Source organism: Nocardia crassostreae (assembly GCF_001613405.1).
Classification (GTDB): Bacteria; Actinomycetota; Actinomycetes; order Mycobacteriales; family Mycobacteriaceae; genus Nocardia; species Nocardia crassostreae.
On the sequence record NZ_BDCH01000019.1, the window covers coordinates 189,375 to 214,814 of the forward strand.

Annotated in this window: 26 protein-coding genes and 1 pseudogene; 7 read left to right on the forward strand and 20 right to left on the reverse strand. The window is 67.7% G+C overall.

Annotated elements, in window-relative coordinates; all coding sequences use genetic code 11:
• Positions 1-84: 84 nt before the first annotated feature.
• Positions 85-1,074: a MaoC family dehydratase gene (locus NC4_RS19780; RefSeq protein ID WP_067540485.1), complete on the reverse strand. Its 990-nt coding sequence runs from the start codon at positions 1,072-1,074 to the stop codon at positions 85-87.
• Positions 1,071-1,961, reverse strand: a complete 891-nt coding sequence (locus NC4_RS19785; RefSeq protein WP_218021231.1) for an HpcH/HpaI aldolase/citrate lyase family protein — start codon at positions 1,959-1,961, stop codon at positions 1,071-1,073. Before NC4_RS19785 ends, NC4_RS19780 begins: the two co-directional genes overlap by 4 nt.
• A 92-nt stretch (positions 1,962-2,053) precedes the next feature.
• Between NC4_RS19785 and NC4_RS19790 the strand changes: the two are divergent.
• Positions 2,054-3,210 (forward strand): annotated as a pseudogene (locus NC4_RS19790) (acyl-CoA dehydrogenase family protein).
• 50 nt (positions 3,211-3,260) lie between these two features.
• On the opposite strand, the gene NC4_RS19795 reads toward NC4_RS19790, so the two are convergent.
• Genes NC4_RS19795 through NC4_RS19810 form a run of 4 tightly spaced genes read right to left on the reverse strand, consistent with a single transcriptional unit; the run spans position 3,261 to position 7,116 of the window.
• Entirely contained in the window at positions 3,261-4,568 is a 1,308-nt protein-coding gene (locus tag NC4_RS19795) for a phytoene desaturase family protein (RefSeq protein ID WP_067540488.1), read from the reverse strand.
• Between the two features lie 12 nt (positions 4,569-4,580).
• On the reverse strand, positions 4,581-5,444 hold the full coding sequence (locus NC4_RS19800; RefSeq protein WP_067540491.1) for an SDR family oxidoreductase: 864 nt from the start codon (positions 5,442-5,444) through the stop codon (positions 4,581-4,583).
• A 43-nt stretch (positions 5,445-5,487) separates the two neighbouring features.
• Positions 5,488-6,648, reverse strand: coding sequence for an acyl-CoA dehydrogenase family protein (locus tag NC4_RS19805; RefSeq protein WP_067540495.1), 1,161 nt, complete (start codon positions 6,646-6,648; stop codon positions 5,488-5,490).
• 3 nt (positions 6,649-6,651) lie between these two features.
• A complete protein-coding gene (locus NC4_RS19810) occupies positions 6,652-7,116 on the reverse strand; it encodes an enoyl-CoA hydratase-related protein (protein ID WP_067540499.1) in 465 nt (154 codons plus the stop codon).
• A 76-nt stretch (positions 7,117-7,192) separates the two neighbouring features.
• On the opposite strand from NC4_RS19810, the gene NC4_RS19815 reads away from it, so the two are divergent.
• Positions 7,193-7,798: a TetR/AcrR family transcriptional regulator gene (locus NC4_RS19815; protein ID WP_169814835.1), complete on the forward strand. Its 606-nt coding sequence runs from the start codon at positions 7,193-7,195 to the stop codon at positions 7,796-7,798.
• A gap of 150 nt (positions 7,799-7,948) precedes the next feature.
• Here the strand turns inward: NC4_RS19815 and NC4_RS19820 are convergent, their stop codons facing one another.
• The 14 genes from NC4_RS19820 to NC4_RS44020 all read right to left on the reverse strand — a co-directional run bounded on the left by NC4_RS19820 (position 7,949) and on the right by NC4_RS44020 (position 21,410).
• Positions 7,949-9,577, reverse strand: coding sequence for a flavin-containing monooxygenase (locus tag NC4_RS19820; protein WP_084529431.1), 1,629 nt, complete (start codon positions 9,575-9,577; stop codon positions 7,949-7,951).
• A gap of 16 nt (positions 9,578-9,593) precedes the next feature.
• Positions 9,594-10,442: an SDR family oxidoreductase gene (locus NC4_RS19825; RefSeq protein WP_067540504.1), complete on the reverse strand. Its 849-nt coding sequence runs from the start codon at positions 10,440-10,442 to the stop codon at positions 9,594-9,596.
• Positions 10,439-11,563, reverse strand: a complete 1,125-nt coding sequence (locus tag NC4_RS19830) for an MBL fold metallo-hydrolase (protein WP_218021232.1) — start codon at positions 11,561-11,563, stop codon at positions 10,439-10,441. Before NC4_RS19830 ends, NC4_RS19825 begins: the two co-directional genes overlap by 4 nt.
• Before the next feature lie 117 nt (positions 11,564-11,680).
• Positions 11,681-12,226 carry a hypothetical protein gene (locus NC4_RS19835; protein ID WP_067540507.1) on the reverse strand — a complete coding sequence of 182 codons (546 nt, stop codon included), beginning with the start codon at positions 12,224-12,226 and terminating at the stop codon, positions 11,681-11,683.
• Between the two features lie 26 nt (positions 12,227-12,252).
• Positions 12,253-13,224 carry an MlaD family protein gene (locus NC4_RS19840; RefSeq protein ID WP_067540510.1) on the reverse strand — a complete coding sequence of 324 codons (972 nt, stop codon included), beginning with the start codon at positions 13,222-13,224 and terminating at the stop codon, positions 12,253-12,255.
• Positions 13,221-13,835 (reverse strand): mammalian cell entry protein, encoded by a 615-nt coding sequence (locus tag NC4_RS42875; RefSeq protein ID WP_245721803.1) that lies wholly within the window; start codon positions 13,833-13,835, stop codon positions 13,221-13,223. Before NC4_RS42875 ends, NC4_RS19840 begins: the two co-directional genes overlap by 4 nt.
• Positions 13,836-14,330 carry an MlaD family protein gene (locus NC4_RS42880; protein ID WP_245721804.1) on the reverse strand — a complete coding sequence of 165 codons (495 nt, stop codon included), beginning with the start codon at positions 14,328-14,330 and terminating at the stop codon, positions 13,836-13,838.
• Complete coding sequence (locus NC4_RS19850) at positions 14,327-15,418, reverse strand: MlaD family protein (protein WP_067540513.1); 1,092 nt, start codon at positions 15,416-15,418, stop codon at positions 14,327-14,329. Before NC4_RS19850 ends, NC4_RS42880 begins: the two co-directional genes overlap by 4 nt.
• Position 15,419: 1 nt before the next feature.
• Positions 15,420-16,487, reverse strand: coding sequence for an MlaD family protein (locus tag NC4_RS19855; RefSeq protein ID WP_084529433.1), 1,068 nt, complete (start codon positions 16,485-16,487; stop codon positions 15,420-15,422).
• Entirely contained in the window at positions 16,475-18,574 is a 2,100-nt protein-coding gene (locus tag NC4_RS40330) for an MlaD family protein (RefSeq protein ID WP_157554922.1), read from the reverse strand. The genes NC4_RS19855 and NC4_RS40330 overlap by 13 nt, the downstream gene beginning before the upstream one ends.
• The gene (locus tag NC4_RS19865; RefSeq protein WP_067540516.1) at positions 18,538-19,401 is read right to left on the reverse strand and encodes an ABC transporter permease; all 864 of its coding nucleotides are present in this window, start codon (positions 19,399-19,401) and stop codon (positions 18,538-18,540) included. The genes NC4_RS40330 and NC4_RS19865 overlap by 37 nt, the downstream gene beginning before the upstream one ends.
• Entirely contained in the window at positions 19,401-20,252 is an 852-nt protein-coding gene (locus NC4_RS19870; RefSeq protein WP_067540520.1) for an MlaE family ABC transporter permease, read from the reverse strand. Before NC4_RS19870 ends, NC4_RS19865 begins: the two co-directional genes overlap by 1 nt.
• Positions 20,249-20,569, reverse strand: coding sequence for an alpha/beta hydrolase (locus NC4_RS44015; protein WP_281186334.1), 321 nt, complete (start codon positions 20,567-20,569; stop codon positions 20,249-20,251). Before NC4_RS44015 ends, NC4_RS19870 begins: the two co-directional genes overlap by 4 nt.
• Positions 20,463-21,410, reverse strand: coding sequence for an alpha/beta hydrolase (locus NC4_RS44020; protein WP_281186335.1), 948 nt, complete (start codon positions 21,408-21,410; stop codon positions 20,463-20,465). Before NC4_RS44020 ends, NC4_RS44015 begins: the two co-directional genes overlap by 107 nt.
• A 70-nt stretch (positions 21,411-21,480) precedes the next feature.
• Between NC4_RS44020 and NC4_RS19880 the strand changes: the two genes are divergently transcribed.
• The 5 genes from NC4_RS19880 to NC4_RS45150 all read left to right on the forward strand — a co-directional run bounded on the left by NC4_RS19880 (position 21,481) and on the right by NC4_RS45150 (position 25,408).
• Complete coding sequence (locus NC4_RS19880) at positions 21,481-22,113, forward strand: TetR/AcrR family transcriptional regulator (RefSeq protein WP_067540523.1); 633 nt, start codon at positions 21,481-21,483, stop codon at positions 22,111-22,113.
• 139 nt (positions 22,114-22,252) lie between these two features.
• Positions 22,253-23,461, forward strand: coding sequence for a GMC family oxidoreductase N-terminal domain-containing protein (locus NC4_RS19885; RefSeq protein WP_245721806.1), 1,209 nt, complete (start codon positions 22,253-22,255; stop codon positions 23,459-23,461).
• Positions 23,462-23,938 carry a GMC oxidoreductase gene (locus tag NC4_RS42885; protein ID WP_245721807.1) on the forward strand — a complete coding sequence of 159 codons (477 nt, stop codon included), beginning with the start codon at positions 23,462-23,464 and terminating at the stop codon, positions 23,936-23,938.
• The gene (locus NC4_RS19890; protein WP_439957539.1) at positions 23,928-25,136 is read left to right on the forward strand and encodes a flavin-containing monooxygenase; all 1,209 of its coding nucleotides are present in this window, start codon (positions 23,928-23,930) and stop codon (positions 25,134-25,136) included. The genes NC4_RS42885 and NC4_RS19890 overlap by 11 nt, the downstream gene beginning before the upstream one ends.
• A complete protein-coding gene (locus NC4_RS45150) occupies positions 25,133-25,408 on the forward strand; it encodes a hypothetical protein (RefSeq protein WP_439957540.1) in 276 nt (91 codons plus the stop codon). The genes NC4_RS19890 and NC4_RS45150 overlap by 4 nt, the downstream gene beginning before the upstream one ends.
• Positions 25,409-25,440 lie beyond the last annotated feature (32 nt).

Here is a 25,440-nt window from a genome sequence, read left to right on the forward strand (position 1 = left end):
GCGAAATCCCTACGTGAATGATCATGTTCACGTCCCCCACGCAAGTGCTGGAATCGTGGTTGGGGATCCACAGTCCCGTTCCCGTCAGCGATGCAGAGCCAGGAAGCGCCAGTCGAGGACTGGTTGCGCGGTGCCGTCACGGTCGGCGGTGACCATGGCGCGCAGGTCGAGGAGGGTGGCGTGTTCGCGGATGGGTGTGCGGTTCTCGATGGTGATTCGGGTGCGCAGGGTGTCGCCTTCGTAGACGGGCGCGAGGTGGTCGCAGCCGTGCCAGGCGGGAACTGTGATCAGGCCGGGGAGGTCTCGAGAGATCTGAGCGAGGGCGAGGGCGATGGTGTGGCCGCCGTAGACCAGTCGGCGAACACCGGCTGCGGATGAATCATGGTGTACCGCAGCGATGTTCAGGGTGAGGCGGGCGAGTTCGGGTGCGCTGGAGACGACGTCTCCTGCGGGGATATCCCAGGTCCGGCCGGGGCGCAGGTCGTCCGCGGTCAGCCCGCCCTTCGGGAAGGCGGTGAGATTCCAGTCGGCGAGTGAGGCTGTGGCGCTGGCGATGTCGGTCTCCGCGCCGATCGCCGAGAGATCATCGTGGTGTCCGGTCTCGATGTTGGGGTCGCGGAGCGGGATCATGGCGCAGCGGTGGAAGTCCAGGATGGGCTGTTCCTGCTGGTCTGCCGTGACGATGCGGAGGACGGCGAGGCCGGTGGCCGAGCGGCCGGGTTTAGGGGCGTTCTGGCGCAGGGCAACCACAGTGGTGGTGGTATGCAGGGTGTCGCCGATCGCGGGTGCGCGGTGGAAAGCCAGGCTACGGTAGAAGAGGTTGGCCTTGACGCGGCGGGTGGCGAGGGTGGATTGGCCGATGGCGAGGTTCCAGACCAGGGCGGGGTGGGCCAGCCTGGTTCGACCGGTGACGCGGGCCGAGAGGACGGAGTCGAGGGGTAGGCGCAGCCGGTCGCCGATGATGGATTGATGCACGGCCGCATGCCCCTCGGTGAGCGTCACGGCAGGGGCATCATCGAAGCAGGTGCCGGGTTCGAGGTCCTCGAAGTACGGACCGTCGGCCGCGAATGTCATTGCTGCTCCTGGTGATCAGGGAGGCGTCGGCCCGCACGGACCAGTACGCGGCGGGTGCGGAGGGCGACGGCATCGTCGATCATCACACCGTCGAGAGTGAAGGCGCCGACACCGAGCCGATGGTGCGCGGCCAGCGCCGAGACCACGGCCTCGGCCCGCGCGGTCTCCTCCGGGGACGGCGTGAAGGCGTCGTTCACCGCGGCGACCTGCCTCGGGTGGATCACCCACTTGCCGTCGAAGCCGAGTCCGGCCGCAGTGGCGCACGAGGCTCGGAACTCGTCGTCCACGGCCACGCCCAGGTATGGACCGTCCACCGCCTCCAGGCCCGCCGCGCGGGCTGCGGTCAGCACGGCGTCCTGCGCGTAGAGCCAGCGGTCGGGGATACTGCGGCCAAGGGAGGCAGCGAGATCCGCGTATCCGATCGCCAGCCCGCACACTCGCGCCGACGCCCGGGCGATCGGGCCCGCGGCGGCGATCCCGGCGGCCGATTCCAGCAGCGCGTACACACCCACCGGCCGGTCGATGCCGGATCGCTGCTGCGCGCCGGCGAGCAGCCGATCGGCGAAGGCGATATCCCCGGGACTCTCGGTCTTGGGGAGCATGACGGCGTCCGGACCGTCGGTGGCGGCGCACGCGACCAGGTCGAGATGACACCAGGGCGTGCCGGGTGCATTGACCCGCACTACCAGGGTGGACGCAATACCGGTGCGCGCCACGGCGAGCGCCTCCGACAACCCCGCGCGCGCCACGTCCTTCTCGGCAGGTGCGACGGCGTCCTCGAGATCGACGATGATGCCGTCCGCACCCGATCGCGCCGCTTTGCCGACCAGATCCGGGCGCGAGGCCAGGACCGACAGCCACGACCGTGGCGGAACCCGCTGAGCCAAGGAGCAACCTTCCATCGCCGACCAATTTTAATCTATATTAAACTAGAAAGAGGTGTGGGCGATTCGCTCCTCCGTGAAAACAAGGGAGTGCCGTGAGCCAGCTGTCGGCAGAGGAGAAGTTCGTCGTCCGGACCGTCCGGGACTTCGTCGACCGCGAGGTGCGGCCGGTCGTGCACGAACTCGAGCACGCCATACCTATCCTGAAGCGCTCATCGACCAGATGAAGAAGCTGGGCATCTTCGGTTTGGCGATTCCGGAATCATTTGGGGGAACCGCGGTTTCGATGCCCTGCTACGTGGGTGTCACCGAGGAGCTCGCGCGCGGGTGGATGAGTCTGGCCGGTGCGATGGGCGGGCACACGGTAATGTCCAAGCTGATCCTGGCCTTCGGTACCGAGGAGCAGAAGCAGCGGTACCTGCCGCGGATGGCGACCGGCGAGATCCGGGCGACCATGGCGCTCACCGAACCCGGCGGCGGCTCGGATCTGCAGGCCATGTCGACCGTGGCCCGACGCGACGCGGACGGCTACACGGTCGATGGCGCGAAGATATGGATCAGCAATGCCCGCCGCTCACAGCTGATCGCCCTGCTGTGCAAGACCGACCCCACCGCCCGGCCCAGGCACCGGGGAATCAGTATCCTGCTGGTGGAACACGGTCCGGGCCTGACGGTTTCGCGCGATCTACCCAAGCTCGGATACAAGGGAGTGGAGAGCTGTGAGCTGTCCTTCGACGGCTACCGCGCCCCACTGGACGCCGTCCTCGGCAGCACGGAGGGCGAGGGTTTCGCGCAGATGATGAAGGGCCTCGAGACGGGACGCATCCAAGTGGCTTCGCGGGCGCTGGGTGTCGCGCAGGCCGCCTTCGACGACGCCTTCCGCTACGCGCAGGAACGGGAAAGTTTCGGCCAGCCCATCTGGAAGCATCAGGCCATCGGTCACTATCTCGCCGATATGGCCACCAAGCTCGCCGCCGCCCGCCAGCTGGTGCTTCACGCGGCCGACCGTTACGACACCGGCGAACGATGCGATATGGAGGCGGGCATGGCCAAGCTTTACGCTTCGGAGATCGCGATGGAGATCGCGCTCAATGCGATTCGCATTCACGGCGGCAACGGCTATTCCACCGAATCCGACGTCGAACGCTACTTCCGCGACGCCCCGCTGATGATCGTCGGCGAGGGCACCAACGAGATCCAGCGCAATGTGATCGCCGCCCAGCTCGTCGCCCGCGGCGGACTCACGCACTGACACCGACGCCCCCGGCACCGTGGATATCGGTGGCGGGGGCGCAGCTTCGCCTAGTGGGCCGCTACGGGGAACGCGGCGCGGATCTTGCCCACGACGATCTGGGCTGTTTCCGCGCAGGCGGTGGTGCCACCGTTGGCGTACTCCTTGACACCGTCGCCGACGTTCCAGAGATTGGCGATCGGGATGTCGTGCGGGAGGTCGAAGTCGGCGACTGCGCGCTGCGGCGGCCAGCCGTCGCGGGTGATATTGATCGAGAGAATGCGCGCGGAGTCGAATTCAGGCACTTCGTCGCGCAGATCCCGCAGCAGCAGTTGGGTTTCGGCCTCTTCGTCGAATGCGCCGACCGAGGGCTTCGGCACGGCCGTACCCTGGTACAGATACCAACCCTCGGGGGCCATTTCCGGGCAGGTCGCGGTGAAGTTGGCGATGTAGCACAGCCGCCGGGTCTTGGCGAAACTGGTCAGACACGGAGCCTCGACGAGCGGGGTCCGGCTCACGAAGTTCACCGAGATCATGGCGCACGGCCGATCGGCAGCCGCGACCTGCGCGACATGCTCGGCGAGCAGGTGCTCGGGGCCGACCAGTCCGACGGTGCCGGACGGCCCTACGTCGCTGATCGCGAAACGGCATGTCACCTCGACTGTTTCGCCATCGCGGCGGATGCGAGCGCCGCTGATCTTCCCGTCAGCCAGGATGAGGGACTCGACTTCGCTGGACAGCCACACCTGGCCGCCGTTCTGCACGACCACCTCGGCGAGGGATTTCCATACGCCGATGGTGCCGTCGGGGCAGAAGCCGAATTTCTTGAACGCGCTCTTGCGTGTGAAGTAGGTCAGAAACACCCGCGCGGGCAGTTCCTCCGAACCGACCGCGAACACCGAACCCGCCATATTGCGGAAGACGCCGTGCACCGATTCGTTCTTGGTGTATTTGGCCACCCAGTCCGCGAGGGACAGTTCGTGTTCGGGCAGTCCGCTGTCGTTGCGGGCCGCGCCCACGCCCTGCACCAGCTTCGCACCCTGGCGGGTCAGCTTGGACAGCAGGAAGCCCCAGCCGCCGCCGGTCACGTCCACGTCCTTGCCGGCGATGCGGTACAGGATGGGCGGATCCGCCCGGCGCACATCGAATTTCGCGCCGACCTCGTCGAAGGTGTCCTCGGTGATGCCGCCGAGTTCGATGACGATGGCCCCGTTGTTGACCTTGAAGCCGTCGATGTCGTCGGTGGAGGCGCGCCCGCCGACCTTGTCCAGGCGCTCGACGACCAGGGTGCGATAGCCCGCGTGTGCGAGTCGGGCGGCGGCGAACAGGCCCCCGGCACCCGCCCCGATCACCAGTGCGTCCCAGCTGTTCTCGCTCATGACCCTGTCCCTTCAGCCGAGCGGATTGCGGCCCGGCTCCGCGCCGGACATGTCGGTGATGCGGTCCCAGTTCGCGGCCACCTCGTCGAGGGAGGGCGGCTGGGCGAACAACACCGGCTTGTTGGCGAACTGCTGCACCCGCTGCACGGAGCCGCCGCCGACCACGAGAACCGTTGCGGTGTCGGTGCATTCCTCGCTCATGAGGTAGCCGACGACCGGCGCGACGTGTGCGGGCGGCAGCTTCTCCAGCATTTCCGCGGGCGCGATGTCCGCGGTCATGCGGGTCGCGGCCAGCGGCGCGACGGCATTGGCGGTGATGTTGTACTTGCGGCCCTCGAGCGCGAGGGTATTGACCAGCCCGACCAGACCCAGTTTGGCCGCACCGTAATTGGCCTGGCCGAAGTTGCCGTAGATGCCGGAGGTGGAGGTCGCCACGACGACACGTCCGAAGCCCTGATCGCGGAAGTGCGGCCAGGCGGCGCGGGTGACGTGGTAGCCGCCGGACAGGTGCACCTGCTGCACGGCCGTCCACTGGTCGGTGGTCATCTTGTGGAAGACGACGTCGCGCAGGATGCCCGCGTTGTTGACCACACCGTGGACGGTGCCGAAGGCGTCGACGGCGGTCTGGATGAGATTGGCCGCCCCCTCCTCGGTGGCGACGCTGTCGTAGTTGGCCACCGCGGTGCCGCCCGCGGCGCGGATCTCGGCCACGACCGCGTCGGCCATCGAGTGCCCGGACCCCGAGCCGTCACGCGCGCCGCCGAGGTCGTTCACCACGACGAGTGCGCCTTCCCTGGCGAGCAGCAGCGCGTATTCGCGCCCCAGACCGCCACCGGCTCCGGTGACGACGATGACGCGATCGGTTACTCCAGGCATGATTCTCCTTGTCCCGGTGGCTGTTGCGGCGCAACCGGCGATGTCAGTAGGAATTCGGCAGGCCGAGCACGGTCTGCGCGACGAAATTGAGCACCATCTCGCGGCTAACCGGCGCGGTGCGCATGAGCCGGGCCACGAACCACAGTTCGGCCAGCCCGTACTCCTTGGACAGGCCATTGCCGCCATGGGTCTGGATGGCTTGGTCGAGGGCCTTCAGGGACGCCTCGGCGGCGGAGTACTTCGCGATATTGGCGGCGGCCGCGGCGTTCTCGCCGATGTCGAAGAGTTCCGCGGCCTGGTAGGTGGCCAGCCGGGCCAGCTCGACGGCGATGTGGCAGTCGGCGAGGGGATGGGAAATACCTTGGTGCGCAACGATGGGCGTCGACCACACCTGCCGTTCCTTGGCGTAGCGCACCGCCTTGTCGATGGCGTAGCGGCCGATGCCGGAGCTGATGGCGGCGGCCAGAATCCGCTCCGGATTGAGCCCGGCGAACACCTGTCGCAGCCCGTTGCCGTGCTCACCGATCAGCGCTTCCGGACCGACCCGAACTTCATCGAAGAAGATGGTGAACTGGTGTTCCGGTGAGACGACGGCGGTTTCGAGCGGCTGACGGGTTACGCCCGGAGCGTCCACCGGCACCACGAACATCGACAGCTTGTTGCGCGCACCACCATCCAGATCGCCCGCGCGAGTGATGACCAGCAGCGCGTCCGCTTCATCGGCGGCGGAGATGAAGTACTTGCCGCCGGAGATGATCCAGTCCGCACCGTCGCGGCGCGCGGTAGTCTTGACCGCGTGGCTGTTGGAGCCGGAATCGGGTTCGGTGAGACAGAACGCCATCTTGGCGCTACCGTCCGCGATGCGCGGCAACCAGCGCTGCTTCATCACCGATGAGCCGTGCGCGGCGATGATCGAACCGCAGATGGCCGGGGAGATCACCGTCAGTAGCAGCGGAATGCCGTGCGCGGCGAGCTCTTCGATGACAATCGCAAGCTCCGACAGCCCCGCTCCCCCGCCCCCGTACTCCTCGGGCAGGTGCACGCCCAGCATCCCCGAGGCCCCGAGTTCGGCCCACAGTTCGTCGACCTTCCGGCCTTCCCGGGAGCGCTCCAGAAAGTAGGCGGCACCGTACTTTTCGGCGATCTTCGCAACGCTGTCGCGCAGCAGCGCGCGGTCTTCGGTGTCGTTGACGAGTCCCTGCACGGTCTATTTTCCTTCGAAGGTCGGGCGGCGCTTGGCCAGGAAGCTCGCGACGGCCGCGGGCGCGTCCGCGGTGGCGGCGGTATACCGCAGCGCATCGGTCGCGGCCGCCAATTGCTCTGCGAGCGTGGAGTTGCCGGATTCGCGCAGCAGCCGGCGGATGGCCCCGTAGGCGCGGGTGGGTCCGGCGGCGAGGCGGCGCGCGGTCGTCTCCGCCTCCTCCGCCAGCGCCTCCGCCGCGACTACCCGATTGACCAGTCCCCATTCGGCGGCGGTGTCGGCGAGGATGACGCGATCCTCGAGATACATCTCGGTCGCGCGCCGCACACCGATGAGACGGGGCAGGAACCACGAGGTGCCGCAATCTCCGGAGATGCCGATCTTCCCGAACCCGGTGGCGAATTTCGTGCCCTCCGCGGCGATGGCGATATCCGCGATGTACAGCAGTCCGAGCCCGGCCAGCAGGCTCATCTGCGCCAGCCCGCGTACATCTCGCGCTTCTCGTTGCGGGACAAGCCTTTCCCGAACCGCTCGGCGACGACCGTCGATGCCCAGTATGCGGTGGCCAGCACCCACCCGATCACCGGATGCGCGACCTGCAACAGCAACGCCGAGGGCGCGAGCAGGATCACCGTGCGGACTGTGGCCGCGCGCCAACCTGTCTACGCGCTTCGTCTACGAGAGCTTCACCGACCTCGACGACCTCACCGCCGCCGCCTTCGACCACGCCTCCCGCGCACTGGCCCGAACCATTCAGGACGCCGTCCACCGCGCCGCACCGGACCTCCGCGCCCGCATCACCGCGGTCATCGAAGCCATCACCGTCTTCTTCCACGACCACCCCGAACAGGGAAAGATCCTGTCCACCAAGGCATACGGCCACCCCGCCACCGCCCGCCGCCGACTCGCCCGCACCGAAGACTACGTCGAAAACTTCGCCGAACTCCTGCGCGGCCTACTCCCCGACACCCCGGCCGACCCCCGCACGATCGACCTCACCGCCCGATTCCTGGTCAGTGGCTTCAGCGAGACCGCTACCGCATGGATCCAAGACCCCACCACCTACCCACGCGAAACCTTCATCCACGACAACGTTGAATTGTTCCTCGGAGCACTGGACGCACTCCAACACACCACCGACCAACACACGTGAGCCGAAAGGGGCGCCCGGCTAAAGGTTCTCGACGGGAGAACCGTGCCGATGAGCCTGAGGGTGAGGATGCACGCGCCGCCACTTCGTGTCTACTGCAACGGGGTTCACCAAGGTGTCGCGGATGACGCGATCCACCGGCCGGATCGCCCGCTAGGCCACGCGGCGGGAGTAGCTGTAGTCGTCGAGAGGGAAGTGTTTGTTGCGCCACCACATTTCGATGTGGGTGGAGGGGCGGATGGCGGCGGCGTCGCCCTGGTAGTTGATGTAGTAGGTGTTGGATTTGTCGCAATCGGAGTTGAACCAGAGCGAATCGCGGTGGCGTTGGGTGCAGCGCCGGTAGTAGCGGTCGTGGGGCTCCTGTTTGATCTCCACTGCGGACGCGCCTCGGCGGCGGGATTCGGTGATGGCGCGGACCGCGTGGCGGGAGGTGCATTCGATCATGGCGATGTAGGAGAAGCCGGCGTAGCCGTAGGGGCCCGCGATGAGGAACAGGTTGGGGAACTTCGGGACCGAGACGCCCTGGTACGCCTGGAAGCGGTTGGCGTCCCAGAATTCGCCGAGTTCCAGGCCGTCGCGGCCGCGCAGCGGAAACGGGGGTGTCGCGCCCTTTTCCATGACCTTGAATCCGGTGGCGCAGACCAGTACGTCGATGGGGTGCTCGGTGCCGTCGGCGGTGACGACGGCATCCGCGGTGATCTTGACGATCGGGTCGGTGATCAGGCTGACGTTCGGCTTGGTGAACGTTTTCAGGTAGGCGTTGGACACCGAGGGCCGCTTGCAGCCGAAGGCGTAGTCGGGCGTCATGCGCGCGGCCAGTTCGCGGTCGCGCAACTGGACGCGGTGCAGGCGGCGCAGCACGAAGGTGGCCAGGGTGGATAGGAATCCGAGCCGCCGGTAGTAGACGCCCATGGCCGCCACGCCCATGTCGGTGCCGAAGGCGGTGGCCCAGCGCAGCAGCAGGCGCAGCGGCGGGAACAGGTCCAGCAGTTGTTTGAGGCCCCAGTCGATGCGGAAGTCGGGTTTGGGCATGACCCAGATGGGGGTGCGCTGGAAGACGGTGAGCTGTCCGGCGGTCTTGGCCAGTTCCGGAATCAGTTGCAGCGCGGTGGCTCCGGTGCCGATCACGGCGATGCGCTTGCCCGCGTAGTCGTAGTCGTGATCCCAGCGCGAGGTGTGCACCACCTTGCCCGCGAAATCCTCGACGCCGTCGATATCGGGCATCTTGGGGATCTCCAGACCGCCGACCGCGCCGATCAGGTACCGGGCGGTCATGGTCAGGCCGTCGGCGGTGGTGACCCGCCACAGGTGCAGCTCCTCGTCCCATTCGCCGCCGACGATCGCGGTGTCGAGCACGATGTGCCCGCGCAAATGATAGGAGTCGGCCACCTGGTCGGCGTAGGCCTTCACCTCCGCGCCGGGCGCGAAAACCCGCGACCAGGTCTTCGGCTTGGCGTAGGAGAAGCTGTAGTACACCGACGGAATATCCACGGCCACAACGGGATAGGTGTTGACGTGCCAGGTGCCGCCGATATCGCTGTTCTTGTCTAGGATCAGGAAGTCGTCGATACCGGCGCGCTGGAGCTCGACGCCGGTGCCGAGGCCGCCGAAGCCCGCGCCGATCACGACGACCTCGACATCGGGTTCGGCCGGATCACCGGATCCCGTAAGGCGGGCCCGGATCCGCTCGGCGATGGCCCGCACGGCGGCGGGGCGGCCCTCACCCAGCCTGGTGCGCGCCCATTCCTCGAAGATCCCGAGTTGATCTGTCGCGTTGCTCATTCGTGTTCTTCCTATCTCACTGCGCTGTCGGCGGATGGCTGACGTCCACCAATGACCCGCGATGGCGTGCGCCGATCTCGTCGGCGTGGCTGAGCCGTCCCGCGACCAGGCGGTTGAGCCAGGTGGGCGCGGCGGACATGGCGGCGTTGAGCACGGTCGTCTGCCAGCCCACCAGGACGTGCGGGTCTTCGAGCAGTCGCTTGCGGTGCACGGTTCGCCAGACGGCTTCGGCGACATCGGTCGGAATCAGCCGCACGCCAAGGGTTTCGGCGGTCTTGGATCCCTTGCCGACCTCGTCCATCATGGCGGTGGACACGAACAGCGGCAGCACGTCGTGCACGGCGATGCCCAGGCCCCGCCATTCCAGGTCGAGCGCCTCGGTGAGGCTGCGCACCGCCGCTTTGCTGGCGGCGTAGGTGGCCAGCGCCGGCTGTCCGTACAGCGCGGAGGCCGACGCCAGGTTCACGATCTGGCTGCCGGGATTCTCCCGCAGATACGGCAGCGCGCAATAGCACCCGTTGATGACGCCCTTGACGTTGACATCGATAACCCGATGTTGTTGCGCCAGAGCCACTTCGGTGAAAGCGCCCGAGACCAGTATTCCGGCGTTGTTGACCAGGACATCCAACTTGCCAGCGGCGGAGACGAATTCGGCCAGCGCCGTCTGCCAGCCTGCCGGATCGGTGACATCGAAGGACCCGGTCACGGTACGGGCGAGCGGCCCGAGACTTGCCGCGGTCGTGGTGACCGCCTCGTGGTCGATATCGTACAACCCGACGATCCAGCCCCCGGCGGCGAAGCGCGCGGCGATGGCCCGGCCGATGCCCGCAGCCGCCCCCGTGATGAAAATCGTTCGGGTGCTCATGGTTTCGCCGTCCCGTGCCGCAGCGACTTGTGCGTGAACGTGGGCCAGGTCCCCGGCGCCAGCCAATGCGCGGTGAGCTCGCTGGTCGGGAAGAACTGCAGGAAGCGGCTGTCGGCCTGGGACCGATCGACCGGGCTCTTCTCCAGGACGCAGAAGTTGTACTGCTGGGCGGTGGTCTCGAGGACATTGGCATTGAGGATGATCTCCTGCTGCCAGCGCTGCGCCCACCCCGCGACGCCCGGGATCCTGCTGTGTTCGGGCGTCAGGCATTCGGCGGCGATCACGTTCTCGGACATGGCCCAGACGCCGGTGTCGGTATTGAGCACCAGGGTCTGGTTGCCGCGTGCGTGACCGGGCGTGCGGACGATGGCGACGCCGGGGGCCAGCAGCCGGTCGCCGTCGATGGGCAGGATGCGGTCCGGATCCAGGTCGACGAAGGTCTCGGGCTGATACCAGGGCCGCTGTAAGGGATGCAGGTCGACCATGGACTCCAATTCCCGGCGCTGCACCACGAGTTTCGCGTTGGGGAACAGTGCGGGCACCGGCGCGTCCGGTGAGATGTCGGCTTGCGGTCGGGTGGTGCCGATGAGCCGGCGCACGTCCTGGGTGTGCAGGTGGTCGAAGCCGAGGTAGTCGACCTCGGCGGGATCGATGCCCGCCTGCGCGAGCCGCTGGGCGACGGTGGCGTATTCGCTGACGCCCAGCTTCTGGATCGGACCGGGCGTCTTCTCCCGCAGCGACGCGAAATACGGTGTGTTCCGGTCGAGTTCGACGTCGCTGGGCTCCCACAGCAGGGTCCGGGTCCGCTTCCCCTCCTGCCAGCGCACGATGACCAGCCGGGTGGTGATGAACAGCATCGGAGCCGGGGACAGCGGGGCCCGCCACAGCCCGAAGCTGGTCGGGTAGGGCAGGGTGACCAGATCGTGGGTGCTGACGTGGACGGGAGTGCCCGTGCCGAGGAACTCCTTCTTGAACTCGGCCCCGGCGGTGCGCGACATGCGCAGCGCCTGCCCCATCCCCTCGATCGCGTGGATACGGTCGAGGGTGTCGATCGGCGCGCCGAGTTCGGCCGCTTCGGGGACGGGGATGGCGAAGACGGGAAGCGTCGAGGTAGGTGGCACAGCGTTCTCCGTGACTACGTTGTTCGGTACAAAATCGGTTGTTGCTCAGCACATTTCGGGTGAGCAGCACTACTTGATCGGCAGCGTGCCGTCCATGCCGCCCACGTCGGTGATCTTTCAGCCGGAGGCGCGGTCCACGGTCACGTTGTAGGTGACGGTGGTCTGCGCGCCGTCCGGGTTCTGCGCGTGGGTGGAAGACACATTGACGAAGACGTTGACCTTGTAGACGCCGCCGTTCTCGGAGGCGACCTTGGCGCTGATCGGGGTGGCAGTGGAGGTCCACTTCAGCGGGGTCAGCACCTCTTGCAGCTTGGGCGCGGTGGCGTCGAACTTGGTGGCCAGCGCGGGCGCGGTATTGGCCTTGAGCTTGCCGACCCAGGAATTGAAGTCGGCGAAATTCACCGTGGACGCGCCGACGGCGTAGTCGGTGGCGACCTGCTCGGCGTGGGCGGTGTCGACCGCCGCCGCGTCGCGATCGGAGAGCTGCCCGCGCGCGGAGACCAGGAAGATCGCCAGGGTCACCGCCACGATGGCCAGCGCCCCGGTCGCCGCGCCCCACGCGAGCGTGGACACCGGCAGCGACACCGACCTGTGGGGCGCGCGGGCGGACGGCTTCTCAGCCCGCGGCCGGTGCTCGGCGACCGCGTCGTTCTCGACAGTCATGGGGAACTCCTTTGTCTCCGTTGCCGCTAGTTGAGGCTGACCCGCAGGTGCAGGGCGCCGTCGTCGGTGGTGGAATTCAGCGCCTGGGTGATGAGCGCGCCGAGGTCGATGCCGTGCGCGACGCCGGTCGCCGCGCCGACGACCGGTCGCAGCACCGGAATCAGCGGGGCCAGTTCGGGTCCGAGGCGATTCACCCGATCGGTCAGCTCCCGCAGCAGCGGGATGATGCCCATGGATTCGGGGGTGTCGATCAGGTAGTCGGCGGGCACGTCGCCGGAGCGGACGACCCGCGCGATGGCGGCCGCGACATCGGAGACCCGGGGCCCGAAGTCGGCCCAGGGCCCGGCTGCGTCGGTGAGAGCCGGTCCGGCCCAGGCCATGTCGTCGGCGCGGGCCTGCATGGCCCGCAGCATCCGGTCGATGACGTCGGTGCGGCTGAGTAGCGTGGCCGCCAGCAGGTCGGTGGCCCGCGACAGTTCCGGTATCACCGCCTGGGTGCCGGCCATGGCCTCGTCGAAGGTGCGCACGATCTCCGACAGCGCCTGCGGATCCAGTTGCCGCAGCACGTCGGTGGTCTGGCGCGCCATGTCCGGGATGGACAGCGGTGCGGTGACGCGATCGGCCGACACCGTCTGCCCGTCGGCCAGATAGGGACCGCCCAGCGCCGTGGGCCGGAATTCGATGTAGGTTTCGCCGAGCCCGGACATGTTCTCGATGCGGGCTGTGCTGTTCAGCGGGATCCGGTAGTCGGTATTGACCCGGAAATCGACGCGGACGGCGTCGTAGGTGGTCGCGACCGCGGTGACCTCACCCACCTGCACACCCGACAGCAGCACCTTGGAGCGCGGGATCAGTCCGCCGGAGTCGGGCAGGGTCATGGTCGCGTTCAGCTCTGGCCGGAACCAATTCACGTGCACCACGCCGAAAGCCAGGTACACGCTGCCCAGCACGAGAATCACGCCGATGGTCGCCAGTGAGACGAGGTGGCCGCGCTTCATCGCACCAGTCCGATCATCCGCAGGGTGGCGACCATGCGATCGACCTGCTGGTCGGCGGGCATGGGGTCGCCTTCGACGCCGAGGGAGGTGATATTGACCTTCGGCCCCTTCTCCGCGAAGGGAATGATCTTGTCCCGCAACAGGCTCACCAGCCGGTTCAGGTTCGACGGCGAGGACAGGTTCAGCGGCTGCCCGCCGAGCAGCATGGGCACGAACGCCTTCGCCGCGGCGTCACCGGCGACCAGCAGCGGGCTCGCCCACTCCAGGGCGTGACCGACCGTGGCGAGCGAGCCCACGATGCCGAGGGTGAGCACCAGCGACTGCGCGTCGGCGGGAATGTCGGTGGCGCCGCGTTCGCTCAGCAGCGCGTCGAGTTCGGTGGCGTTGTCGCGCACCGCCGCCAGATCGGCTTGGATGGCGGCGAGCAGCCGGTCCGAGGCGTCGAGATTGTCGGCGACGTCGCGGGCGTCGCGCCCGATGACGTCGAAGATGCGCGCGGTATCGGCCGGCTGTGCGGGCAGCACCGCATTGGCCTGATTCACGATGTCCTGCATCTTCTGCAGCCCGCCGCCACTGACGAAGGTGGACAGGCCGGTGAGCAGATCCTCCACCTACAGCGCGGGCCGGGTCTGGCCGAGCGGGATCACGCCGCCGTCCGGAATGGTCGCGCCGCTGCTGTTCTCGGGTGTGGTGAGCCCGACGTAGATATCGCCGAGGATGGTGTTCTGCCGCAGTTGCGCGGTGGTCGAGGCGGGCAGCCGCACCGCCGAGGAGATGTCGACGACGGCGTCGACCCGGCCCGGGGCGGACGCGGACGGGTCCACGACGGTGACCGAACGCAGGCTGCCGACCTTCGCGCCGTTGAGCACGACCTTGGCCTGGGCGGGCAGGTTGAGGGCATTGGCGAATTCGATGCGCACCGAATAGGTCGGCCCGGCAACCGACGCGCCGGGGACGGGCACCTGCGCCGGATCGATCGCGCAGCCGGTCACCGGCAGCGCCGCCGCGAGCAGCGCGGCCGTCCCGGCGGCGACGCGATGGCGGAAATGTCCACGCGCGCGGTCATTTCCGGCGCGGACCGAGAAGGCCAGACTCCGAACGCTCATCGCACACCCGCCAATCCGAGCACCAGCGGCACCAGGTCCACATCCGCCAGCCCGTTGTCGGCCCGGCAGCGACCGGGCATGGCGGCGTTGACGACCGCGCAGACCTGGTCCGCGTTCTCCTGCGGCAGTGCGACCTTGGGCGGCGCGTAGGTGAGCCGCGGCTGTCCCGTGGCCGGGTCCACGGAGCGCTGGAAGGCGCTCACGATCGGCGGAATCATGTCGATGATCTGCTGCAGCGAGCCGATGTGGGCCGACAGCAGGCGTAGTTTCGGAATCGCCGCGTCCAGCCCGTGCAGGATGGACACGCCGTGCTCGCGGGCGATGTCATTGAGCCACGGGATGATAACCAGCAGCGAGTCGACGAGCTTCACGTCGTCCTGCCACACCTCGTTGATGAAGGTGATGCCCGGTCCGGCCTGCAGCAGGGTGTTCTTGATGTCGTCCCAGTTGGCGGATATGCTCTCCATGAGCGCGCCGAACGCGTCCAGCATCGATCCCAGGTGGCCGATGGCCGCGTCGGGCCGGTGCAGCGCGGTGCCCATGTCCTGCACCAGCCGGTTGAGCTGGGGCCCGGTGCCCGCGGTGGCCTGCTGGAACGCTTCCACACTGTCCTTCAGACGATTCCGGTCCCCCGGGTCGTCGGTGATCTTGGCGGCCAGATCGGTGAAGGCGTCGAGGGTCTGGCTGATGCTCTTGGGCGTGAAGGTCTTCTCGATGCAGGCGCCCGGGTTCCAGGTGTTCTTCGCGCCGGGCTCGCCGAGCACCGCCAGACTCCGGTCGGCGACCAGGGTGTCGGAGACGGTGGTCGCGGTCGGTGTGCCGCGCAGTCGCCGGGCGGCGTCGATGTCGAAATCGACTCGCACACCGAGCCCTTCGGGCCGGACGGTCCGCACGGTCCCGATCGGGATGCCGCGCATGGTGACGTGATTGCCCGGGTACAGGCCGACCGCGTCGGGCATGAGCGCGCAGTAGGCGACGGTCTTCTTGACCGGATCGACCGCGAGGACATACCCCACCACCGTCACCAGGGCGGCCAGCGCCACGCCGACGACGGTCACGAATCCTTGGGAGGCAACGAATTTCCGCATCTCAGCACCCCCGTCCCGGGACCGGAACGCACACGTCCGTGCCGGTCAGGGTGGTGGCGGAATGATCGACCGCCGGGCCGTCCGGGCCGATCGCGTGCTGTAGTCGGTCACGGATATCGCCCATGGCGTTCAGCGCCGCGTCGAGGCGGCGGCCGAGTTCCTCCATGGGCGGCACGGCCTCTTGGATCTTGACCGCCAGCGGTTCGAGCACCGTACGATACGAGGGTTCGATGGCCGCGATGCGCGACAGCAGCTCGCCGGCGATCTCCATCGCCGCGGTGATCTCGGCCTTCTTGTTCAGGCCCTCGGTTTCCAGCAGGCCGACCTGACGCACGAAAGTGCCCAGCAGCGACTTGTTCTCGTTGATGGTGGTCAGGTATTCGTCCATCACGGTCAGCGCCTGCGAGATCTCGCTGTTCTGCCGGTTGAGGGTGCCGACCCAGGTCTCCATGGCGGTGCCGATGCGGCGCAGCGCATCCGGATTCTCCGACAGCGACTGCTGCAGGGCGGCGATATTGCGGCGCAGCACATCGGCGTCGACCTGGGCGACCGGCGCGGCGGCGGCCTGCATCGTGCGGATCAGGCTGTAGGGCAGCCGCACGCGCTCGGCGGGAATGGTCTTGTCGCCCAGCGGTTTGTCCCCCGCAGGGAAGAGCGCCAGGTAGTGTCCGCCGACCACGGTGAGCATGCGGATCTCCATGCTGATCTGGTCGCCGAGGAATACGTCGTGGTCGACGGTGAAGGTCATGCGGACCCGGTCCTCGCCCAGCTCCAGCGATGTCACCGACCCGACGGTCACCCCCGACACCCGCACCTGATCCCCCGCCTTGATCGACTGCGCCTCGCTGAGTTCCGCGGTGAAGGTGTCCTTGCCGATCGGCAGCGCGTACACGATGCCCACGGCGGCCAGCACCACCACCGCCGAGGCCACGCCCAGCAGGCCGAGCCGCAGCTGCCGCCGCGATGCGGCGGCCTCGTGCCGGTCGACGTGTGCGGCACGACCGGCCATCGCCGCGAAGTACTCATGAACGGCCTTGCGCCATGTCGATTCCGGGGTCACTTCTGGCATACCGAAATCCTTTGCCCGGCGATCAAGACGGCGAGGGGCGCCGGCACCGCGGCCTGGCCCTTGGAGCAGGTGAGATTCGTCTGTCCGGCACCCTGCGCCTTGGCCAGCGCCTGCAACAGTCCCGGCAGGCGCCCGAGCACGTCGGCGAGCTGATTCGGTTCGGGGAACAGCAGATTCAGGTCGCGCTCGAGATCCGGGTTCGCGCCTTCGGTGAAGCCGAGGGTCCGCATCAGGCTGTTGAGCGGCCCCAGCGCCGAGGGCGCGACGGCGGCGAAGTCGATCAGGCCGGCGAGCTTGTCGCGGAAGGCGGTGAACACGTCGGCCATGCCGCGCAGCAGCGTGATCAGATACGGTGACTTCCCGCCGATCTGAGTGGAGATGGCCTGCATGTTCGCGATGACGGCCGACACCACCGTCTGCCGATCGGTGACGTAGCGGCTCATCTGCTCGAAAGCGTCGAGCGCGGGCCCGATTCCGGAGCCGTCGCCCTCGATGACGGCCAGCACGCTCTCGGCGAACTGATTGAGCGCGCCCGGCGAGAACTCCGACAGCACCGGCTGCAGACCGTTGAACAGCTGCGTGATGTCGAAGGACGGAATGGTGTGATCGGCGTCGATGGTCGCGCCCGCCGGCAGCTTCTCGCCCGCCTGATCGGGTTGGCGCACATCGACATACCGCTGCCCGGTCAGCGACTGATACCGGATGGCGGGCACGCTGCCGCGATAGACCGGCCGGTCCCGCCGCACGGTGAAGGTGACAGTCGGCGTGGTGCCGTGCAGCGTGATCGCGGTGACCTTGCCGACCTCCACGCCGAACATGCACACCCCGTCACCGGTCTTCAGACCGCTGACATCGGTGAATTCCGCGCGATAGACAGCGGTTTCGCCGCCGATGGGCCGCGTGATGGCCGCGGCGATGACCACCAGCAGCGCGATCATGGCCGCGGCGAACACAGCCAGCCGCCAGGACACGCCCAGGGTCGTCTTGCGCTTCATCGCGCACCTCCCGGCCCTCGGCGCGCCGAGGGCGGCCAGGGTCTGCTGCCCGAGCAGCGGCACCGCGATGCCCGGGACGCCGCGCAGCGTCACCGCCAGATTCACCGCCGGACCGTCGGGAGTGTCGGAGAAGACGCGGTTCAGCCGGTCGATCAGCTCGGTCACCTGAGCCCGGGAGGTCGCCGGGTCCGGCACGGTGGCGGCGATGGCGGCCACCAGCGGGGTCAGCATGTCGGTATAGCCGAGGAAATGGGTGCGGGCCGCGGCACCGACCGCGCCGATGAGCGGGAACGCCTGGTCGTTGAGGACCGTCAGCGCGTAGTCGTATTGGGCCCGGTCATGTTGGAAGACTTCGATATTGAGCACCGCGTCCAGCAGTTTGAAGGTGGCGGAGCTGAACGCGCCGACGCCGTTGAACACCGACGCGTACTGGTCGATCAGATACGACGGCGCGTAGCGCTGGGTATCTGCGATCGTGCGGCTCATGCTCACCATCGTCTGCAGCAGCGGGGTGAAGGCCCGCAGGTTGTCGCCGAACTGGTTCAGCATCGTGGTCAGCTCCGGGGTGAACACCTCATTGGAGGTCTGGGTGAGTTGCCGCAGCAGCGCGCCCATGGTCACGTCGTTCACCCTGTCGCCGAGGTCGAGCACCGACCCGTTGTGCAGCGCAGTGCCGCCCGGGGCCCGGTGCAGGGCGACGGTGCTGATACCGAAGAGATTCTCCGGCGCGTAGTCGACGGTGAGAGCGTCGGTCAGGCCGGTGGCCAGCGATGGATTCAGATCCAGTGTCAGCAGCACCCGGTCGCCGTCGGCGGGCCCCACCCGGTCCACGCGGCCGACCGTCACACCGTCCAGCCTCACCGAGGTGCCCTCCACCACGCCCTCACCGATTCGCATGGCGCGCAATTGGATTCGCAGCGCCGACGTGTCGCCGCCGCGTCCCATCGACCAGACGGCGACGATCGCGACGACGGCGACGATCGCGATCAGTCCCGCGACGCGCGCGTGGCGCGGCCGCATCGCCACACCCGGAAGTCCGTAATTGGGCACCGCGCTCACCCCGGGAATTCGATCGAGGAATTGACGCCCCATAGCAGCAGGGTCAGGACCATGTCCAGCCCGACGATAGCCACGAAGCTGGCGCGCACCGCCCGCCCCGACGCGATGCCCACGCCCTCCGGGCCGCCGGTGGCGAAAAATCCGTAGTAGCAGTGGATCAGGATGACCGCGACAGCGAAGACCAGGATCTTGACCACCGACGCGAGCACGTCGTATCCGCTGGTGAACTGGAAGAAGTAGTGGTCGTACACGCCCCCGGCCTGACCGTGCAGCGCCACCACCACGCCCGCGCACGCCAGATAGCTCAGGATCAGGGCGATGAGGTAGGTCGGCACGATGGCGATGGCCCCGCCGATGACCCGGGTGGTCACCACGAACGGAACCGACCGCAGACCAAGCGATTCCATGGCGTCGATCTCCTCGGAGATGCGCATGGACCCGATCTCCGCCGTCATCCGGCAGCCCGCCTGCGCCGCGAACCCGACCGCCGCGGCGATCGGCGCGAGCTCGCGGGTATTGGCGAACGCCGACACCACGCCGGTGACCGGGCCCATGCCGATCAGGTCCAGCGCGGCGAAGGACTGGATGCCGGTGCCCGCGCCCATGGCGATGCCCAGCACCACCAGCATGGGCACGGTGCCGCCGCCGACGATCAACGAGCCACGGCCCCAGGTCATATCGGTGATGGTGCGCAACGTCTCGCCCCGGTACCGCCGCAGCGTCAAGGGAATCGCCGACAGCGCCTGCCACACAAAACCCAGCAGGAAGCCGAGCGAATCGATGCCGAGGAAGATCCGGCTCCGATGCCGCGCACCGCTGTAAGCCCAGCGCAGGCCCTTGGGAATATAGGGAGCCGCCATCACGCCACCCGCATCGGCATGAACATGGTGACCACCTGGGTGATCGCCAGATTGACCAGGATGATCGAGGCCACCGACAGCACCACCGCGGCGTTCACGCCGTCTGCCACGCCGCGCGGCCCGCCGCCCGCCTCCAGCCCGCGCTGGCAGCCGACGATCACCACGATGAATCCGAACAGCATGGCCTTGGCCAGTGAGATCCACACGTCGCCGAGGACGGCGAAGGAGCCGAAGGTAGCCCAGTAGCTGCCCGGCGTCACATTCTGCGCACCGATGGCGACCGCGTAACCGGTGACGATGCCGACGAAGATGATCAGGATATTCAACAGCGGCGCGACCAGCAGCATGGCCGTGACACGCGGAATCACCAGTCGGTGCACCGGATCGATGCCCATGACGCGCATGGCGTCTATCTCGTCGCGAATGGTCCGCGCGCCCAGATCCGCCGCGATGGCCGACGCGCCCGCACCGCCGAGCAGCAGCCCGGTGGCGATCGGAGCGCCCTGCTGGATCACTCCCAGCCCGCCCGCCGCGCCCAGCAGCGAGTCCGCGCCCAGTTGATGGATGAGATTGCCGACCTGCACCGAGACGACGACACCGAACGGAATCGCCATGAGCACCGAGGGAATCGCGGTCACGGTGATGAGATACCAAGCCTGGTGCAGCATCTCGCGCCATTGGAACCGGCGGTGCGCGATATCGGAGACGGTGCCGCGCACTACGCCGAGACCGAGATCCACCACGCGCCCGAGCGTCCGCAGGGTCGAGCCCGCGGTCTCGGCCAGATTCTTACCGGCGATACGCGCGACGGTCTCCGGACCGCCCCCTTCGCCCGGGCCACCCCCGCTCATGCGGACGCCTTGTCCGGCACGGCCGCAGCCGAAGCCGCAGACCCCTCATCGAGCACGCGCCGATGGAAGGCGGCCATCGCCTCGACGGCCTGCCGGGCGTCGGGGATGAAGTCGGCGGCGGACTGGAAGACGTGAATGGCGTTGTCCCAGACCTGAAGCGTGCAGGGCACGCCCGCCTCGGCGCAGCGGGCGGCCAGTTGTTCGGCATCGTCAAGCAAAACCTCGGTGGAGCCGACCTGAATGAGCACAGGTGGCAGGCCGGTGAAGTCGTGATGGACCGGCGACCACGCGGGGTCCACCCGGCCGTCGACGGCCATCCCCCACTTCGACGGCACGGCCAAATACCGCTGCCGACAGGTAGGCATCGGTGCGATCGTTGGGGTGCTCGAAGCGGCGGGTCGAGTGGTAGTCGGCCCACGGTGCCATCGTGGAGACGGCGGCAGGCATCGGCAATCCGGCATCGCGGATGGCCAACGCCAGTGTGAACGCCAGACCGCCCCCGGCCGAATCACCGGCGAGGATGACGCGATGCCCCGGGAAGCCCCGGTTCAGCAGGAACCGGTAGGACTCCAGCGCGTCCTGCACCGTCTCGGCGATGCGGGCGCGGGGAACCTGTCGGTAGTCGACGCTGAATAGGGGCAGTCCGCTGACCCGCGCGATGCGCGCCGCCAACCGGCGGTGAGTGTTGAGGCCGCAGGTGACGAAGCCGCCGCCGTGGAAGAACAGGATCGCCGCGGGATCCGCCATTGCCTCCGGGTCGCCGACAGCATCGTCCCAGAGCCATTCGGCGCGGAAGTTCTCGAACGCGACTCGCCGCCGCCGGGTGCCCCGGCGCGGGCGCAGGAAGATCATGAACGGGTCGAACAACCCGAGCATGCGCTGGAGCACCGCCGCACTCACCAGTCCGCGCCGGTCGACGGCGGCGAACAGATCGAACACGGTGCGCAGGACGGCGAAGGAGAGCCGGTGCGCCAGGCGCAGTCGCAGGCTGGCGCGGCGCGGCAGTTCGGCGACAACGACCGAGCGGCCGGAACGGGTCGATTCCGCAGCCGGAACAGCCATCTTCGGATCCTCCACCTCATTGTCGAGTGAGCTGCCGCACAAGATCTCGGCGTTTCGGATAGTAGCGTTATTAAAATAGCGGTGCAATATACTCACCAAAGACTCTCAGAACTCGGGGGACGCGTCTGGTATAGAGCAGGGGACGACGAGGGAATCGAGGTTGGAGATGCGGGCTGGGCGAAAGCCGGTCAGCCGCGCCGAAGCTCAACAGCAGACGCGCGAGGACGTACTGGACGCGGCCGAGGAACTGTTCCTGGACAAGGGCTACCACGAGACCACGGTGGCCAAGATCGCCGCCGCGGCGGGCCGCACCCAGGGCGCCATCTACGCCAACTTCAGCAGCAAGGAGAACCTCTGCTACGAGGTCCTGCAACGCCGCTACGCCCGCTTGTTCACGAATCTGGTCACCCAGGTCGGCAGCTCCGGCGAGGACCTCGAAGACAAGATCGCCTCGTTCATGCGCTGGTGGAAGACCCTGGCCGCGGATACCGAATTGACCGTCCTGGCCGCCGAATACGCGCTGGCGGTGCGCAACAATCCCGAGCAGCGCGCGGCCGCCACCTCGCAGATCGACACCCTCCGGGCACTCATGACGGTGGCCATGCAGCAGAACATGGCTCGCACCAACACCATCGAGCAGGCCGACGAGGCCGTGCTCGCCATCCTCGCCACCAGCTCCGGCCTGGCGGGCATGCGCGCGGCGGGCACCATCGACGAACCGCTCTCCGCGGAACTGATGGCCCGCACCCTGCGCCTGTGGAGCACCCAACTCGCGCACACCGAACCCGACGGCGACTGAGACCGCGGGAGGAGAGCGCCGATCACGCGGCACTCCCGTCGGCCAAATTTGGCATTGCAACACTATTCGAATAGCAATACTATCCTAATAACGTTCAGCTAGCGTAACGTTCAGCTAGCGCCGACAAGGGAGTCGCTCGATGGCCCATGGAAGTATCTCGCCGCAATCCGATGCCGCGGCGGGGTCGTTCGACTACGACTGGCTGGTCATCGGCTCCGGGTTCGGCGGCCGCGTTTCGGCCTTGCGGTTGAGCGAGAAGGGTTTCCGCGTCGGGGTGCTGGAGGCGGGTCGCCGCTTCGCCGATGACGAGTTCCCGCCCAATGCGCTCAGCGCGCGGCGGTACTTCTTCTTCCCGTCGCTGGGCATGAAGGGCTTCTTCCGCGCCACCCTGTTCAAGGATGTGCTGATCGTCGCGGGCGCGGGGGTCGGCGGCGGGTCGCTGGGATACGCCAACACCCTCTACCGCGCGCGGCCGGAGTTCGCGCGGAGCAAGCAGTGGGCGCACCTCGGTGATTGGGATGCCGAACTGGCGCCGCATTTCGAGACCGCCGAGAAGATGCTCGGCGTTGTCACCTATGACGCGGACGGTGACGCGGACACGCTGGTCAAGGAGTACGCCGAGGCGCACGGGTTCGGCGACACCTATGCGCGCAGCCGGGTCGGCGTCTTCCTGGGTGAACCCGGAAAGACGGTTCCCGACCCGTATTTCAGAGGCGAGGGGCCCGAGCGCACCGGCTGCATCCGCTGCGGAGGGTGCCTGCTCGGCTGTCCCCACAATGCCAAGAACACCCTGGTCAAGAACTATCTGTGGTTCGCCGAACGGCGTGGGGCGCGAATTCTGCCGGAGCGCAGCGTGACCGACATCCGGCCGCTCGGGGCCGCCGACGGGTCCGACGGGTACGCGGTGACCTCCGTGCGCACCGGCCGCTGGCTGCGGCGAGACCGGCGGACGGTGACCGCGCGAGGCGTGGTGGTGGCGGCCGGGGCGCTGGGCACCAATCGACTTCTGTTGCGCTGCAAGATGTCCGGGTCGCTGCCCGGTATCTCGGATCGGCTCGGCGAGCTGGTGCGCACCAATAGCGAGACCATTCTCGGGATCACCGCCCCGGACGACGCGCGCGATTTCTCGCGGGGACTGGCGCTGACCTCCGGCGCGCACCCCAGTCCCGATACCCATATTCAACCGGTCACCTACGGCGGCAATGGCGACATCATGTCGCTGGCGACCACACTGGCCACCCCGACCGGCGGCAAACGCACCCGGCCGCTGTGGTTCCTGCTGAACGTGCTGCGCCATCCGCTGCGCTTCGCGCGGGCCAGCCGGATCAGCAAGGCGTCGCGGCGCTAGATGCTGTTGACCACCATGCAATCCCAGGACAACGCCATCTCGCTGCGGGTGCGGTTCCGACTGCCGACCGGTCATCCGGTACTCACCACCGAGCAGGATCCCGACCACCCGATCCCGACCACGATCCAAGCCGGATACGACGCCACGAAGTGGATCGCCGAGAAGATCGGCGGCGTGGTGAAAGCCGCTGCCCCCGAAGCGATCTTCGCCATCCCGACCACCGCGCATATTCTCGGGGGCGCGGTCATCGGCGAGTCCGCCGACACCGGTGTAGTGGACACTCGGCACGAGGTGTTCGGCTATCGCGGCCTGCTGGTGTGCGACGGCGCGGCCGTGCCCGCCAATGTCGGGCTCAATCCCAGCCTGACCATCACCGCCATGGCCGAGCGCGCCATGAGCCTCATCGCACCCAAGCCAGGCGTCGTTCCCGCCGAACCCATTCGCTACACCGCTCAGGAGTCTTCCGATGCCCTCTGATTCCCCCACGCCGCGTCACGTCGGCATCGCGATCCTCGGTGCCGGATTCAGTGGGATCGGCGCGGCCGCCAAGCTCGAATTACACGGCTACCGCGACTATCTAGTGTTCGAGCGCGGCACCGCGGTCGGCGGCACCTGGCGCGACAACCACTATCCGGGCGCGGCCTGCGACGTGCCGTCGCACCTGTACTCGTATTCGTTCGCCCCGAATCCGTCGTGGTCGCGGTCGTTCTCACCGCAACCGGAGATCCACCGGTACCTCCATGACGTGGCCGACCGATACGGGGTGATCGCCAAGACGATATTCGGGTGCACGGTCAACGCCGCGCGCTGGAACGACACCGACGCGCGGTGGGAGATCGATTCCACCCACGGGGAATTCACCGCCGATGTGCTCATCGGCGCGTTCGGGGTGCTGGTCGAGCCGTCGATGCCCGAGATCCCGGGCATCGAGACCTTCGCAGGAGAGGTCTTCCACTCCTCGCGCTGGAACCACGACGTGGATCTCACCGGCAAGCGGGTGGCCGTGATCGGCACCGGGGCCTCTGCCATCCAGATCATTCCCGCCATCGCGGGCACGGTCGGGCGCCTGGACGTCTACCAGCGGACCGCGGCGTGGGTGCTGCCGCGCGCCGACCGGCCCTATACCCGGCTGGAGCAGGCGGCTTTCCGGCTCGTGCCGGGGTATCGGGCGCTCGTCCGCGCCAGAATCTACACCGCGCGAGAGTATTTGGCGTTCGCCCTGACGCGCGGATCGGCCTGGGTGCGCCCGCTCGAGCTGCTGGCGAAGGCCAAGCTGCACTGGGAGATTCGCGATCCCGGGCTGCGGACCAAGCTGCGGCCGAAGTTCCGGCTGGGCTGCGAGCGGATCCTGCTGTCCAACAACTACTATCCGGCGCTGGCCCGGGACAACGTGGAGGTGGTGACCGAGCCGATCGCGGAGATTCTGTCGAACGCGGTGATCACCGCGGACCGCACGATCCGCGAGGTCGACGCGCTGGTGGTGGCGACCGGCTTCCAGGTCGTCGACTCCCCCGTCTTCGACCTGATCCGAGGCCGGGACGGCGCAGTCTGGCCGAGGTCTTCGACAAGTCAGGCATGCAGGCTTACAAGGGCACCACCATCGCGAACTTTCCCAACGCGTTCTTCCTGTACGGCCCGAACACGGGCACCGGCAACACCTCTCAGATCTTCATGATCGAATCGCAGATCGACTACGCCGTCGGGGCCATCCGGATCATGCGCGGGCACAGCCTGCGCACGCTCGAGGTCAGGCAGGACGCGCAGGACGAATTCAATGCCCGGGTGCAGGCTCGGCTGGCGGACAGCGTGTGGAACACCGGCGGCTGTGCCAGCTGGTATCTGGACAAGCATGGCAACAATCCCACGATCTGGCCGGGGTTCACCTATACCTTCCATCGCCTCACGCGCGAGTTCGATCTCGACGCGTACGCCACGGCACGGCGCTGAACCCGCCATCAGTCACAGAAGGGAGTGAACAC